This is a genomic window from Synechococcus sp. CS-197, from assembly GCF_025128215.1.
Taxonomy (GTDB): domain Bacteria; phylum Cyanobacteriota; class Cyanobacteriia; order PCC-6307; family Cyanobiaceae; genus Synechococcus_C.
Genome location: NZ_JAHLZC010000021.1, coordinates 315,483 through 329,760 on the forward strand (window position 1 = coordinate 315,483; position 14,278 = coordinate 329,760).

Annotated in this window: 14 protein-coding genes; 7 read left to right on the top strand and 7 right to left on the bottom strand. The window is 57.1% G+C overall.

Annotated features, from left to right (window positions below; genetic code table 11):
- The first annotated feature begins 5 nt into the window (after positions 1–5).
- Positions 6–599: a sigma-70 family RNA polymerase sigma factor gene (locus KQ296_RS12095; RefSeq protein ID WP_041428497.1), complete on the top strand. Its 594-nt coding sequence runs from the start codon at positions 6–8 to the stop codon at positions 597–599.
- On the opposite strand, the gene KQ296_RS12100 is transcribed toward KQ296_RS12095, so the two are convergent.
- Positions 581–763 (bottom strand): hypothetical protein, encoded by a 183-nt coding sequence (locus tag KQ296_RS12100; protein WP_011933191.1) that lies wholly within the window; start codon positions 761–763, stop codon positions 581–583. The two genes, KQ296_RS12095 and KQ296_RS12100, sit on opposite strands and share 19 nt — an antisense overlap.
- Positions 764–869: 106 nt before the next feature.
- Here KQ296_RS12100 and KQ296_RS12105 point away from each other — a divergent pair, with 106 nt between their 5' ends.
- Entirely contained in the window at positions 870–2,525 is a 1,656-nt protein-coding gene (locus KQ296_RS12105) for a DUF3370 domain-containing protein (protein ID WP_011933192.1), read from the top strand.
- A 35-nt stretch (positions 2,526–2,560) separates the two neighbouring features.
- Positions 2,561–3,586 (top strand): ribbon-helix-helix protein, CopG family, encoded by a 1,026-nt coding sequence (locus KQ296_RS12110; protein ID WP_011933193.1) that lies wholly within the window; start codon positions 2,561–2,563, stop codon positions 3,584–3,586.
- A 499-nt stretch (positions 3,587–4,085) separates the two neighbouring features.
- Here KQ296_RS12110 and KQ296_RS12115 read toward each other — a convergent pair whose 3' ends face one another.
- On the bottom strand, positions 4,086–4,580 hold the full coding sequence (locus KQ296_RS12115) for an allophycocyanin subunit alpha-B (protein WP_011933194.1): 495 nt from the start codon (positions 4,578–4,580) through the stop codon (positions 4,086–4,088).
- An 80-nt stretch (positions 4,581–4,660) separates the two neighbouring features.
- On the opposite strand from KQ296_RS12115, the gene rlmD reads away from it, so the two are divergent.
- Positions 4,661–6,061: a 23S rRNA (uracil(1939)-C(5))-methyltransferase RlmD gene (gene rlmD / locus KQ296_RS12120; RefSeq protein WP_011933195.1), complete on the top strand. Its 1,401-nt coding sequence runs from the start codon at positions 4,661–4,663 to the stop codon at positions 6,059–6,061.
- Here the strand turns inward: rlmD and pheT are convergent.
- Positions 6,030–8,486, bottom strand: coding sequence for a phenylalanine--tRNA ligase subunit beta (gene pheT, locus KQ296_RS12125; RefSeq protein ID WP_011933196.1), 2,457 nt, complete (start codon positions 8,484–8,486; stop codon positions 6,030–6,032). The genes rlmD and pheT overlap by 32 nt on opposite strands.
- Positions 8,487–8,613: 127 nt before the next feature.
- On the opposite strand from pheT, the gene rpmG reads away from it, so the two are divergent.
- The 3 genes from rpmG to KQ296_RS12140 all read left to right on the top strand — a co-directional run bounded on the left by rpmG (position 8,614) and on the right by KQ296_RS12140 (position 11,141).
- Positions 8,614–8,808, top strand: a complete 195-nt coding sequence (rpmG, locus tag KQ296_RS12130) for a 50S ribosomal protein L33 (RefSeq protein WP_011933197.1) — start codon at positions 8,614–8,616, stop codon at positions 8,806–8,808.
- A 50-nt stretch (positions 8,809–8,858) separates the two neighbouring features.
- Positions 8,859–9,080 carry a 30S ribosomal protein S18 gene (gene rpsR / locus KQ296_RS12135; RefSeq protein WP_006041316.1) on the top strand — a complete coding sequence of 74 codons (222 nt, stop codon included), beginning with the start codon at positions 8,859–8,861 and terminating at the stop codon, positions 9,078–9,080.
- 255 nt (positions 9,081–9,335) lie between these two features.
- The gene (locus tag KQ296_RS12140) at positions 9,336–11,141 is read left to right on the top strand and encodes a ribonuclease catalytic domain-containing protein (protein WP_259726508.1); all 1,806 of its coding nucleotides are present in this window, start codon (positions 9,336–9,338) and stop codon (positions 11,139–11,141) included.
- 8 nt (positions 11,142–11,149) lie between these two features.
- On the opposite strand, the gene KQ296_RS12145 is transcribed toward KQ296_RS12140, so the two are convergent.
- From KQ296_RS12145 to gndA, 4 genes are read right to left on the bottom strand one after another with little or no spacing between them, the layout of a single operon-like run.
- On the bottom strand, positions 11,150–11,512 hold the full coding sequence (locus KQ296_RS12145; RefSeq protein WP_011933199.1) for a hypothetical protein: 363 nt from the start codon (positions 11,510–11,512) through the stop codon (positions 11,150–11,152).
- A 1-nt stretch (position 11,513) separates the two neighbouring features.
- Entirely contained in the window at positions 11,514–12,086 is a 573-nt protein-coding gene (locus KQ296_RS12150) for a CIA30 family protein (RefSeq protein WP_011933200.1), read from the bottom strand.
- Positions 12,083–12,799: a 6-phosphogluconolactonase gene (gene pgl / locus KQ296_RS12155; RefSeq protein WP_011933201.1), complete on the bottom strand. Its 717-nt coding sequence runs from the start codon at positions 12,797–12,799 to the stop codon at positions 12,083–12,085. Before pgl ends, KQ296_RS12150 begins: the two co-directional genes overlap by 4 nt.
- Before the next feature lie 10 nt (positions 12,800–12,809).
- Positions 12,810–14,228: an NADP-dependent phosphogluconate dehydrogenase gene (gene gndA / locus KQ296_RS12160; protein WP_011933202.1), complete on the bottom strand. Its 1,419-nt coding sequence runs from the start codon at positions 14,226–14,228 to the stop codon at positions 12,810–12,812.
- Between the last annotated feature and the right edge of the window lie 50 nt (positions 14,229–14,278).

Here is a 14,278-nt window from a genome sequence, read left to right on the forward strand (position 1 = left end):
AGACCATGAAAAGGCAAATCAGGCGGCGCAACCAGAGGGTCAATGACCACTTGCAACTGGTCAGTCCGATCGCGAGGCACTACGCCAATCGTTGCGGGGTCGAATGTGATGACCTGAACCAGGTGGGGTTGATGGGTCTGCTCCGTGCAGCGGAGAACTTCAATGCTGACCGCTGCATTCCCTTCCATGCATTCGCCAGGCCTCATATCAGAGGCGCCATCCTTCATTACCTAAGGGACAACGCATCGATGGTACGCATGCCGAGACGATGGCAGGAGAGCAAGGAGAATGAAGAGGGGGCCCAGAACAGTGGAGCTCCGCTTCGGCGGGTGTACTGCTGCGCCGAGGCGGTTGCAGATCCGAATCACGAACTCACCGTTGCGATCGAGCAGATCGAACGATCGAAGCTCGTTCAAACGACATTGAGCGGGTTAGGCGGACCTGAACGCACAGCCATTGAAGAGGTTGTCTTACACGGCCTAAGCCTCCGCGCCGCAGGAAAGGCGTCAGGCGTCAGTGCCATGACCATGCAACGACGCGTGAAGCGCGGTCTTGAACAGCTCCGCTCGGCCCTTGAACCTCAGCTCTGTGCTGACTGATCGCGCTCGATCTGTTGTTCAAGAGTGGAGATCGCGGCAGACACGGCTGCAAGCTGACGCTCGAGACCATCGCGCCAGAAGCGCAGCATGCGCAATTTGCGGGATTTTTGCTTCTGCTGCCAATCAGCATCGGCGCAGGACATGCAATCGAGGGGAGGGAACATGGTGAAACGTCTGATGACACCATCCTGCCCAGAGAAAATCTTCGCTGCGGGCTTCTCGGCGACTTGGCGGTTTTTGATCTGACGATTAAGTTTGGAACTTGCGCTCATGCGCTCCCCAAGGAACCAGTCTCGCGTGTCTCGCCGAATCCCAAAACTGGTCCTGTTGAGCGTCTCAGTTGGGATCATTGCATCCGCTGAAATTCGTCCTGCGTCTGCGTATGTGCCTCTGATGGCCGGACAACGCGCCAAGCCCTTGAATGGCGCGTTCAACAACGTTCCAGTGCTGCATTCCAACCAGCCTGAAATTGTTAAAGGTCCAGGAATATTGGTGAATACCGCACCGGGACAAGCCGTCGCTGCAGAAACGAATCAACCCCTCAAAAACGCCACTTACACGTTTGACGGTGAATTTGGTGTTCACATGCACCATAAATACTATCCGAACGATTCCAGCAAATTGGGAGGACGCAGGGCGAGAGGACTTTTAACTGTTGCCGCCATTGCTATCAATCCAGGCGCAACACCTGTCACCCTTCAATTTAAGCGGGGTTCTGTCAAAAATAGCTTCGAAGCTCCTTATCAAGCCAATCGTTTGATGGGCGTCAAGCCCTTGGGCCGAAGACCCTGGAACACGGGGCCGGGTGATGCTACGGCCGTACAAATTCTCCGTGGAGAACTCGACCGCCGTCTGCCCGACACCGTGGTCATTCCGCCTAAAAGCAAAAAGGTGATCGTGAGTAGCGTTGTTCCTGCTCGTGGAATTATGAATGGCCTGTTGCGTGGGCAGAGCGATGGGCCTTTTCATATGGCCGTGATTGCTGCTGAAGAGACGAAAAATGAAAACGATTTGATTGCTGTTCTGAACAGTGGTCGCCTTGCTCCAGGGCGGATTTACCTCAATCGTGTGAGGGAAATTCAAGCAGGGACAATCTTTTCTCGAGTCGCTGGTGTTGCCCTCGGTGATGAATACAAAGCATCCATCAGGCACGATCTGAACCAGGCACCTTTGCATGTGCCGCTCACAAGCACGCGCAAGCATCACTTCGGAACGCGCGACATTCAAGTCAATCAGTTAGCCACCAAGATGGTGGATTCTGCCGTTAATAATGTGGGCACCTACGGTGTTCGTTTTGATGTTGAATTGAATCTCTCCGGTGAGGGACCACACGATCTCGTGTTAAGTCATCCCGTGGCATCGGGGCGCCCATCATTCACAGCGTTTCGAGGTTCGATTGGTATCAAGACTGACGAGGGATATCAGGAAGTTCATGTTGGAATGCGCTCTGGACAGAGTCTTTCGCTCGCCCAGTTGAATCTCAAGGGACAGGCCCCCAATCAGGTCACCGTGAGTGTTGTTTACCCAGCGGATGCCACCCCGGGACATTTGCTGAGCGTGGTTCCCAACACTCAGCTCGCCATGCTCAAGCAACGGCAAGAGAGGCTCCAAGCAGCACGTAAGGCCGAGGCCGCAGCCAAGGCGCGCAAAGTCCGACCGGCCACACCCCCTCCAGCCGTCACAACAAAACCTCAACCGACCAAGGAGACTCCGGCTCCGAAGCCAGCAACGACGCAAACACCTCTCAAACCGAAAGTGATCACAGCACCACCACCGCCACCTGTCTTGGTGGCGCCGCGCGGTGGACTGAACCCGATGCCACCGGCCATGATCATGCCCCAACGAGTGAACAGCACTCTGGAGCAACGCTATCGCGAGGCCATCAAAGCCCAGCAAGAGTGGCTGCGGCGTCTTCAGGGTCGATAGCCTTCGAGGGCGAAGGGCCAGAACGTTTCGTCGATATGTCAGGTAAACGCATCAGCGTCGAACTACCCGAACATCTTGTTGATCGGCTTGATCAGCTGCGCAAGGAATGGCATGCCCGCTCCAGGGGGGCCTGCCTGGAACGGTTGTTAGAGGAGATTTTCGAATCCGACGCTGAGACCATCTCCCCTGAACCAGCCGTCGATGGTGCCGCAACCCCAATTCAAGTCACCGGGTCAGATGGCAACGATCCCGTTTACGACGAGGACAGGGCCATCGTGTTGGTGGGATCGCACCATCACAGAAGCGGATCCCCGCTTGAAGAGCCTGTTCGCACGCCGTCACCTCCACCACGCCGATCGTCAGGATCCAATGGCGGTGGCATTGATCTTCCCGGATTTGTCAGAAATCGCACCGCAGCGATTCGATCCAGCCTGGAGGCGACGGAAGCCTCTGTTGATGCTCCAGTGGTTCCATCAATCAGTGCAAGCCAGCTTCAGGCATGGTCTGATTCGGCGCTGCAGCACTGGATGAGCCTTTACGGTTCATCCCCAGGTGACACTGTGATGGACGCTGTGATGCTTTGGATGGCCAGGGACATCTGGCCGCAGATCGATGGCAGCGAGGGCCGTGCGTTCACTTGGTCTCAGGTCAAGAATGCAATGGATCAGATATGCGGCAACTGGCCTGTGCAGAGCCCTCGCTTTGAACACGTCATTGTTGCTGCAGCGGTGTTGGAAGATCCCTTCGCCACAGCAACCGTGATCGACCGGATCCCAACGTTGATTCGTCGCTTTGTGAACCGTTTCAAACGCAGCCGCAAGGTCACCTCGTTTGAAACTCTCGAATCCACCATGACTTTGCATGGTGCATTGCGACAACTTGAATTACCAACCCAGGCAGGCCATTCGTTGACGCTTCGCACCATTCGCGATGCCTACAAGCGCAAGGCTGTGGAAGTGCATCCCGACTCTGGTGGATCCACGGAAGCGATGCGTCGATTGAATGAGGCTTATCAGATGCTCAAAGAGCTGTATCGGCAAAAGGATCAGAGCCAGGAGTAGACGGGCGCCAGACAGGCCAACAAGTCTTTATCGAGAGAGCCAGGTAAGACCCTTTTTGAGACTCAAAATGCAACCCAGGTGAGACGGTCAAGCTATTTCTATCAACATTGATTTTTCTGCATTTTTAAATGCTCGTGATTGGTATTTGCATCGCAATGCCCTTGGTGACTTGATGTGCTGTTGAGTGGCGCGTCAGCGCGTCCATGCCAGAACTGCCAGAGTCCAGCGAATATAAAACCCCTCAAATCCATTGCAAACACAAGGCTGTCTCGCTTGCGTACCTGCTGTAGACACAGTGACGCAGCTTTTAAACGCTGCACTGACCCCCGACGACCTGGGTTTCCTCTATTCTCACTGCTCTCGCATGTGAATCGCACTGAGTCTATAAATAAGTCTCACATGGGATCTTTAATGCGTTGATTGGCCTGCTCCCGAGGCAGCAATCCAACAAAAAAGGCCCTCGTTTGAGGGCCTCAGGGGAGCTCGGGAGCTGCAGGAGTCAGGTGCTGGTTTGCATCCCTTGGATCAGAAAATCGAAATAAGGGCCAGCAAGCCGTTGTTGGTCGTCGGAGAGAAGAACCAAAGAGGCTTCCCGCATGGCACGCATCGCATCCACCATTCCGGGCATGGGGACGCCAAGGCTGTTGTACATCTCCCGGGCACCGATCAAGCCGATCTGCTCAATCATTTCGGTGCTGCCGGCCAGAACGCCATAGGTGACAAGCCGCAAATACCAGCTGTAATCCCTCAAGCATTGAGCACGCTGCTTCTGCCCGTATGCATTGCCACCGGGTGCGACGTACTCAGGACGAAGACTGAACAACTGGCGCGCCGATTCATCAACGATCTTCTTTTCGTTGTCGGAGAGGATCCGCACCACAGAGAGACGAAGGGAGCCTTGACCAAGAAACTCGACGATCGAGTTGAGCTCACCGCTGCTGGGGTAGCGCAAATCGTCATCGGCTTTGAGGATCAGATCCCTTACAACGCTCATGACGGCTGGCATGCTTGGGAAAGTTTAAAGCTCCTGAACCCCAGCCATGGATGTGAGGTGGGGGGTGTTACGCCTTTGCAATGACATCAAGCTCTGATTCACCCAGGCCAGGCCTGACCATCGCCGTTCACGGAGAGGATCTAGACCAGCAGGGGCGAGGCATTGCGCGCTGGAACGGCTGGGTGATCACGGTGCCGGAACTGCTTCCTGGTGAGCTCGCCAGCGTCCAGCTGCTGCAGCGACAGCGTCGCCAATGGCATGGAAAAAAAATCCAGAGCATCGAGCCCTCAGCCGATGCCAGGCGACCACCTTGCATCCTTGCCCATGCCTGTGGTGGATGCACGCTCCAGCACCTCAGCGTGGAGGCACAGAACCGCTGGAAGCAGGATCATCTCCATGCAACCCTCCATCGAATCGGAGGATTGACGGATCTGGCTGCGCCTCTGGTCAGCCCTGAAGCTCAATCCCTTGGGTACCGCAATCGTGCCCTGATCCCGCTTCAACGGCTTGAGGGAGAACTTCGGCTTGGCTATTACCGCCGCGGCAGTCATCGCATCGTGAATCTGAATCACTGTCCGGTGCTTGACCCACGGCTGGATGCCTTGATCGAGCCCATCAAACGGGATCTGAGCGACACCAACTGGCCGATGGACTCCGATTTGCGAGGCAAACCGGGGCTGAGACACCTCGGGCTACGGATCGGCGTGAGAACAGGAGAGTTGCTGATTTCACTGGTATCAGCGACGGAGCATCTCCCCGGGCTGGAGCAACTGGCTGGGCAATGGATGCAGCGTTGGCCTGCGTTGAAGGGGGTCACTCTGAATGTGCAACCCAAGCGGAGCAACACCGTGCTCGGTGCGCAGACGCTCTGCCTACAGGGACAGGACGTGATCGAGGAGTACTTCTGCGGCTTGACGCTTCAGCTTGGAACCACGACGTTCTTTCAAGTGAACACCGAACGGGCGGAGCAGGTGGTGACGTTGATCCGTGACTGGATTGTGGGTGTCGCACCGTCGGCGAATGTGATTGATGCGTACTGCGGCATCGGGACCATCGCCCTGCCGTTGGCAGCTGCTGGATTGAACGTGATCGGATTGGAAATCAATCGCGCGTCAGTGATTCAGGCACAGGAGAATGCGCGACGCAATGCACTCAGAACGGCAACCTTCATCGATGGGGATGTTGTGGATCACTTACGCCAACTTCTGCCGATCCATCAAGTTTTGGTTGTCGACCCTCCACGAAAAGGTCTTGCTCCTGACGTGTTGCAGATGATTCTGGCGATTCCGCCAGCATTCTTGATCTATCAGAGCTGTGATCCCGCAACTCTGGCCAGAGATCTGCAGCAGCTAGCAGGTCCTGATGGCCCGTATCGGATTGAAACGATCAGGCCCGTTGATTTCTTTCCCCAAACCTCCCATCTGGAATGCCTGGTGATGATGGTTCGGATCAGCTCCGAAGTTCGACCTCGAACTGCTTGATCAGTGCCTGACGCACCTTCTCATGCACGGGCTGGATTTGGTCATCGGTGAGGGTGCTGTCTTTGCCGCGGTAGCGCAGACGGAACGCTTGACTGCAGCGGTCGGCTCCCAATTGGTCGGATTCAAAGTGGTCAATGAGTTCAACTGATTCCAGCAAGGGTTTACCGGCCTTGCGAATGGCCTGGAGCAAATCACCGGATGGGAGAGACTTTGAAACCACCATGGCTAAATCCCGCTCCGCTGCTGGCAGGGTTGAATAGGTCTTGAACTGCGGAATCCAGCGATTGTTTCTTGTGGCAGCATTGAGAAGCAGTGCTGTGTCGAAATCGAAGAGATAGGTCTCAGGAGGCAACTCAAAGTCATCGCAAAGTGATGGATGCAGCTGTCCGAAACATCCAAGGGGTTTCCCTTCCACGACAACTGTGGCGGCACGCCCTGGATGTAGACGCACGTCATCGCTGAGACGCCGATCCATGCTGTCGATACCCAAAGATGACAAGAGAGCCGTGAGGATTCCCCGTGCTTCGAAGTAACTCAGTGGCGCCGTCTTGCCGCTGGTACGCCAGCGGGAGAGGCGGCGCTCGCCACAGATCACGCCACCGAGGCGAGATTGCTGATGCACTCCGCTGGAATCGGGTGAAAAGACGTTGCCAATTTCAAACAACCAGCAACCAGGTTGAGAGGCTTGCAGATTGCGCTGGCAGATTTCGAGATGCTCTTGCCAAAGTGCCGTGCGCAAATGGCTTGTTTCGGCAAGCAGAGGATTGCTGATGGCAATCCGATTCGCATCCGAGTCGTCCGCACGGGTGAGGGACAGCGTTGTGACTTCCTGAAGACCGAATGCACACAGGCGCTGACGCAATCGACGTTCTGCTTGCTGCGCCGTGGACAACTGACCAGGCCGTAGTGGGTCAGGCAGATGGGACTCAAAGTGATCGAATCCAACAAGACGGGCCACTTCCTCGATGAGGTCAACTTCCCGCAGCAAATCGAGGCGACGGGACGGGGGCACGATGACTTCCCATCCGTCGTCCGTTGCCGTGAGCGAACAGCCGAGCGACTTCAGACATGCTTCGACGCGACCATCGTCGAGGTCTTGAGCCTCTGCATCAGGGGCTGTGGGAGCCAGTGGTCCCAACAATTGGTGCAGAGCGTTGCGACGAAGCTCCACAACCGGTGCTGGACCAGGTTCGGCAGCGCATTGCCATGTCTGTCCGATTTCGGCCCCCAGCATCGTTTTCAGGAGTGAGAGCGCCCGTCCTGCAGCCAGCAGAGTGATTTCCCTGGGCAAACCCTTCTCGTAACGGCTGCTGGAATCCGTGCGCTGGCCAGTGGCACGGCTACTGCTGCGTACGGACGTGGGCGTGAAGAGCGCTGATTCCAGCCAAATCCGCTGGGTTGTGTCGTTGACTGCAGTGTTTGCACTGCCCATCACGCCAGCAATGGCAACCGCTCGATCGCAGCACGTCACTACCTGAACTCTGGAATCAAGCACCAGGTCACGGCCATCCAAGCCACGGAAGGGTTCCTGGTCGTGCGCCTGACGCAGGCCGAAATCCGCTGCCTTGATGGGCTGCCCGCAGAGCGATTCGAGGGCGTCGGCGTCGAACGCATGCAGGGGTTGTCCCTGTTCCAACATCACCAGATTGCCGATATCCACGACGGCATTCACAGGATTCACTCCAGCGCGTTGAAGACGCTGCTGCATCCATTGAGGTGAGCGCTTGGCGCCGTCGAGCTGCATGACCTCGGTGACGGCGTAGATCCCACCTCTCTGCATGGCCTCGGCGGATCCGGCGCTGGGAGTTAAGGCCTCGCAAGAGGTTGGTGCTGGTGTATCTGGGAGAGAGAGATCAGATCCGGTCAGGGCTGCCACTTCACGGGCGATGCCTGTCATCGACAGTCCATCAGGGCGATTGGCCGTAATCGCGAGTTCGAGAACGGTGTCGTCGAGTCCCAACACCGGTGCGATTGACACACCAGGTGCCGGTACTTCAAACACCAGATCCTCAAGAATGGCAATGCCGTCGACAGCACTGGTTTGCCCCAGCTCTGCGAGGGAACAGATCATGCCCTGACTGCTCACTCCTCGCAGTTCCCCGGCTTTGATGGTGAGTTTCACCGCAGGAAGCACAGCACCCACCATGGCCACAGGTACATGGATGCCTGCTCGCACATTGGGTGCACCGCAAACGATCTGAAGCGGAGCCTCAGCCCCCACATCCACCGAGCACACACTCAACTTGTCGGCATTGGGATGCTTGGTCTTCTCAAGAACATGGCCCACCACAACCCCCTGGGCCAGAAGGCTGAGATCCTCGAGTTCCTCAACCTCAAAGCCCGCCATCGACAGCCGATCCCCCAGCTGATCGGCAGGTTCATTCACTTGAACCAGATCCTTCAGCCAGGAGAGGGAAACCCGCATGGGGAAACATGACGTCGGTGGGGGATCCTACGGACTCTTTCGTGCTGGGAGAGTGATTAAGAAGAGGAAGGCTGCCCTGTAGAGTTGTTGTTTCTCATTCGCTTCGCAAGCGCGGCGTAACGTCCTTATGGCCAAGAACAAGGGCGTCCGGATCGTTGTCACTCTTGAGTGCACCGAATGCCGGTCCAGCACCGAAAAACGTTCCCAGGGTGTGTCTCGATACACCACTGAAAAAAACCGTCGGAACACCACCGAGCGGTTGGAGCTGAAGAAGTTCTGTCCCCACGACAACAAAATGACGATTCACAAAGAGATCAAGTGATCTGCTGAATCCGAACTTTCTGTCCAAACGTCTTCTTCAACACCACCGCAATGTCCAGCTCCTTTTTCAAGAAGCGCCTTTCACCGATTAAGCCCGGCGATCCCATCGATTACAAAGATGTGGATCTGCTCAAGAAGTTCATCACTGAACGCGGCAAGATTCTGCCCCGTCGTCTCACAGGTCTGACGGCGAAGCAACAGCGTGACCTCACCAACGCCGTCAAGCGTGCTCGCATCGTGGCCCTCCTGCCCTTCGTGAATCCCGAGGGCTGATTTCTGGCGATCGCTGATTTCCAACCTGGTGACCTTGTCGGGGTCAGCGACCTCAAAGCTCCTCAACTTGCCGTCGTCCTTTCAGTTCAGGGCAGCAAACGGCGTTTGAGCGTGGGTTTCAAGGCCAAGGAGCAAGTCCTCCCGGCCCGGCAGCTCACCCTGATAGCCCCCAGCTCACCGTCCACCGCTGTGGCCGGCAAACTGGGGGTTTTTCCATGGGATTTCAACGAACAAGCCCTGACCAGAGCGCGTCTCATGCATCGCGATTGGGGCCAAGCCTGGGTCTTGCTCGGTGAATCAGGTGAGACAGTTGCGCTGTCTGATTTTGCAGATCTTGTTTATGGGTCTCAAGATCCCCTGCACTGTGCGTCCGCTTGGTTGAATCTCGAGTCAGGGCATGATCTTTTCCGCCTCAAGCAAGGCTTGGTCAGTGCGCGGCTGCTGGATGAGATCCGCTCCCGACGGCTCGAGAGGCGACGAGAGCAACTCGGGCAGGCCCGATTTCAACGTTGGCTGGATTACCTCGGCGCCAAAAAAGGTGTGGAACGGCAGGTGCTGGATCCACTCCATCTCGAATGGATTGAGCAACTGATTGGTTTCTGCGCTGGAAGCAACAGCTTCGACGACCTCACGGCTGGGCTTCGACAGTCGCTGACACAGTTGCGCTTCGATCAAAACCGTGGGGATGTTCGCGAGCGTCTCGTGACCCTGGGTCATCTCGATCCTCATCAGCTTTCATCCATCGCCGGAACGCCGTGGTCTTACGGATTCAGCGCGGAGCTCACAGCTGAAGCGGAACGCTTGATGCGTTGCAGCATGCAGGCTCAGCCTGGTGATTCCGAGCGTCGCGATCTCACCCACCTTGCCTGCGTCACGATCGATGACGCCGAAACAAAAGATATCGATGATGCCCTAGGGCTTGAACGACTGGCCAATGACCATCTCCGAATCTGGATTCACATTGCCGATCCCAGTCGGTTGATCACAGCAGGCTCTCCCCTCGATCTCGAGGCGCGCCGCAGGGGAAGCAGCTTGTATCTCTCCAGGGGACTCTTGCCCATGTTCCCTTCAAAGCTCTCAAGCGAAGTGTTCAGCCTGAAGGCAGGCCAGCGCAATCCAGCCTGGAGCACCTGGGTGGATCTTGATGCCTCCGGTGACGTCACAGCCAGTGGACTCTGCCGAAGCTGGGTCACCCCGCGCTATCGGCTCACCTACGACGATGCCGACGAATTGATTGATTTCGCGCCACCGGAAGAGGCCGATCTCTCGGATCTTCATGACTTGCTGACCACCAGACGTCAGTGGCGCGTGCAACGGGGAGCGTTGTTGATGGATTTGCCGGAAGGTCGCATTCGCTGTCGGGATGGTCAACCAACCATCGAGATCACCGAACCAAGTCCATCTCGGGACATGGTGGCCGAAGCCATGATCCTTTGCGGCAGCGTTGCGGCATCCCAGGGCATCGAGCACGACCTGCCTCTTCCCTTTCGAAGTCAGCTTCCTGCTGAACTTCCATCAGCGGCTCAACTGGAGGGCCTTGGTGATGGTGCCGTGCGTTTTGCAGCCATCAAGCGCTGTCTCAGTCGCGGGTTGATGGGCACCACTCCCGCAGCCCATTTCAGCCTTGGTCTTTCCGCGTATGCACAGGCCACATCCCCGATCAGGCGCTACAGCGATCTGGTGGTGCAGCGTCAGTTCGCAGCCCTGCTCTACCCACATGCAAATGAAGAGCCTCTGAACACCGAGTCATTGCAAACCCTTCTCCAGCAGATCGACACAGCCGTTCGTGAAGGCATTGCCGTCACCCGGGAAGATCAGCGCCACTGGCAGCAGGTTTGGTTCGAGCAACACGCCAACGCGCGTTGGCCGGTTGATTTTCTGCGCTGGCTGCGCCCTCAGGATCGCCTGGGGTTGGTGCGCCTCGAAGAGTTGGCCCTTGATCTTGCTGCTACCTGTCCAGCTGGCAGCGAACCCGGTGATGCCCTGGTGCTTGAGGTGGCAGGTGTTGACTCCATCCGCGACCAGTTGCATCTCGTCGCCAACGTCTCTAGCGGTCGTTGACCATTGCGTCAGGCCAGCAACGCTCGCAGCCGGCGAGCCAACGCTTCGAGCGAACCACCATCATTGGGGGCTGTGCACCGCTCACCTGTCTCCCCGTTCATCCACACAGGGTGCTGTCCGTGCCAAAGGATCGGTCGTGTGGGTTGATCGGCCCATGAAAGGGTCAGATTGAGATCGGATCCGCTCTGGTAGAGCTCCAGCTCGAGATCATTGCGTTCGAGACGAATCCCGTCAGCATCACGGCACTCGATCCTGCAGCAGTAATCCTCAGGGGTTGCATCCTCAGCGGAAACAACCGCATGAAGCCAAGGCTTGCAACACAGATCAGCTGCTGCTGCGATCAGGATTTCCAGGGGCGCACAGGACGCCATCTCAGAAGGCTTCGATGGAACGGATCAACAACGCAATCGATCCTGATCGGAAGCCGGGGTTGGCTTCGCCATCGTCGCCGAATCGGGAATGCAGCAGTTGAAGCCGCGTGATGCAGGTGGGATCAAAGCGGAGTGGCAACTTGATGGGGCTGGCCCTCACAACGGGCTTGAGCTGATCAAAAGGAATGTCAACCACGGTGGTGCCTTGCGATTGAGTCGGCACGGTGGACACCCATCGCAACCCGCCAGGGATGAGCTCTGTTAATCCGAGCACGCCATCGCGGCACGCCACTGCAAACTTGAAACTCCGTCCCTGCCCATCCAGGGACAGACGTAGCCCTCGGAACGCAGACAGATCCAAGGGCGGTTTGTAAACCGGAGAGCGGCAGCTGACAAAGCCGCCACCCTCGCTCACGACGTTGCCTTCCAGTCGAAGGCCCTCATCGGTGACGCGGCAGCCAGCCCTGCTCGACCCGCCCATGATCGTGTCATTAAGGCTGGCCCATCCATTGAAGGAGGCGCCGGAAGCAAGCACACGGATCTGGGGAGCGGGCTGGGATGGTGGCGTCGTCAAAGACCTTGGGAAGCAGCCTGATCAGCAAGCACAAGAATTTCCGTGCTCGGAGTCACCAGTTTGGCAGGGGTTCGTTCAGACGATTCTGAAGGGTCAATCAGGCGCGACAGTGCCTGATGCTTGCCTTCTCCACTCACAAGGAACAACACTTTCCTCGCGGCACTCAGAACCGGTGCTGTGAGTGTGATCCTGTCGAGTCCCTTGCCTCGACCGACCGTGCTCCATTGATCCTGCACCTTCGGAGCATCCGTTCCTGGGAACAGCGATGCGGTGTGACCGTCATCACCCAGACCGAGCAACATGAGATCAAACACCGGCGGATTTCCCTCACAGACCTTGGTCAGCAGGGAGGCGAAAGCCTCCGCACTGGCTTCTGCAGTGGGCAACTCCACGGTGGGAACGGGATGAAAGCAGGCGTGGGAGCCTGGTTGTCCTGCTTTAAGAAGCGTGTTGCGTAGCATCCGGGCATTGCTGGATTCATCATCAGCTGCAACCCAGCGTTCATCGCCAAGCACGACATCCACACGGTCCCAGGGAAGATGCTCTTGAGCGAGACGCTCGTAGGCACGGGCGGGTGTGCTTCCTCCTGAGAGGGCAATCTGGGCGCGATCGCGCTGATCAAGAGCCAAATCGATGGCAGCACCGATGTGCTCAGCGGCGAGGCGGGCCAGATCCTGAGGATCTGAGGCCCGCTCGATGCGATAGGAGGTCATCGTTCTGAGCTCAGTTCAACCATTCAGTGTGGAAGATTCCGTCCTTATCGACACGCTCATAGGTGTGTGAACCAAAGCAGTCGCGCATGGCTTGCACCAGGTTCTGAGGCAATCGCGCCGTGCGATAGCTGTTGATGTAGTCAAGCGTGCTGCTCAAGCAGGGGACAGGAATTCCAGCTTCGGCAGCTCCGGCGACCACCTTGGCCAGACCTGGAAGCCTGCGGTTCACCTGCTCCGCAAACCAAGGATCGATCAACAGGTTGGCCAGCTGAGGATCAGCATTGAATGCATCCTGAATGCGTTTCAGAAGCCGAGCACGGATGATGCAGCCACCCTTCCAGATCTGAGCGATCGAGGGCATGTTCAGGTTGTAATTGTGCTCAGCTGAAGCAATGCGCAACAGCTCCATTCCCTGGGCGTAGCTCGCCATACAAGCCAAAACCATGGCATCCATCAGTGGAGCCATTCCATCGGCTGGGGTCCCCATATCAAACGACTTGATCGCCGGGCCCTTGAGGATTGGCTCCGCCTTGATCCGCTGCTCCTTCATCGAACTCATCACTCGTCCGTTCAAGGAGGCATAGATCGTGGGGACAGAGGCCCCCATCTGCAGGGCACTCACAACGGTCCAGAGCCCTGTTCCCTTCTGCCCGGCCTTGTCTTGAATTTTTTCCACCAAATCGGCGCCATCGTCGGGATCCTTGGTGCGCAGGCACACTTCTGTGATTTCAACGAGGTAGGAGGACAGCTCTTCGGTGCTGTTCCAATGGGCGAAGACGTCGGCCATCTGGGTGCCGTTCATGCCACCCACGCGCTTCATGAGGTCGTAGCCCTCGGCAAGGATCTGCTCAATCCCGTATTCAATGCCGTTGTGGACGGTTTTCACGAAGTGGCCAGATCCCCCTGGACCGATGTAGGTCACGCAGGGGCCGTCCTCCACTTGGGCAGCCATTTTGCGAACCAGGCTCTCAATGGCGTCGTAGGACGCCTTGGTCCCGCCTGGCATCATGCTTGGCCCCTCGAGAGCACCTTTGGCGCCACCGGAGACGCCCATGCCGATAAAGCCGAAACTTTTGCTCTCCAGCTCAGCGACTCGGCGTTCGGTGTCGTGATACTCGGAATTTCCACCATCGATCAGCAAATCTCCCTCTTCCAGAAAAGGAGAGATCTGCTGAATCACCGCATCAACCGGTCCCCCAGCCTTCACCATCATCAGGATGCGGCGGGGGCGCTCCAGCTTGCTGACGAAGTCTTGAAGGTCGGTGGCACCCTGAATGTTTTTACCGGCTCCCCGTCCAGACAAGAACTCCTCTGTCTTGGCGTAGGTGCGGTTGTAGACGACGCTTGAAAAACCGTTGCTCTCTGCGTTGAGGACAAGGTTTTCCCCCATCACACCGAGCCCGATCAGACCGAAGTGGGCCTTAGACATGGTCACACAAACGACACTCTGGCGTCAGTGTGACCACGTAATCAAGGTTC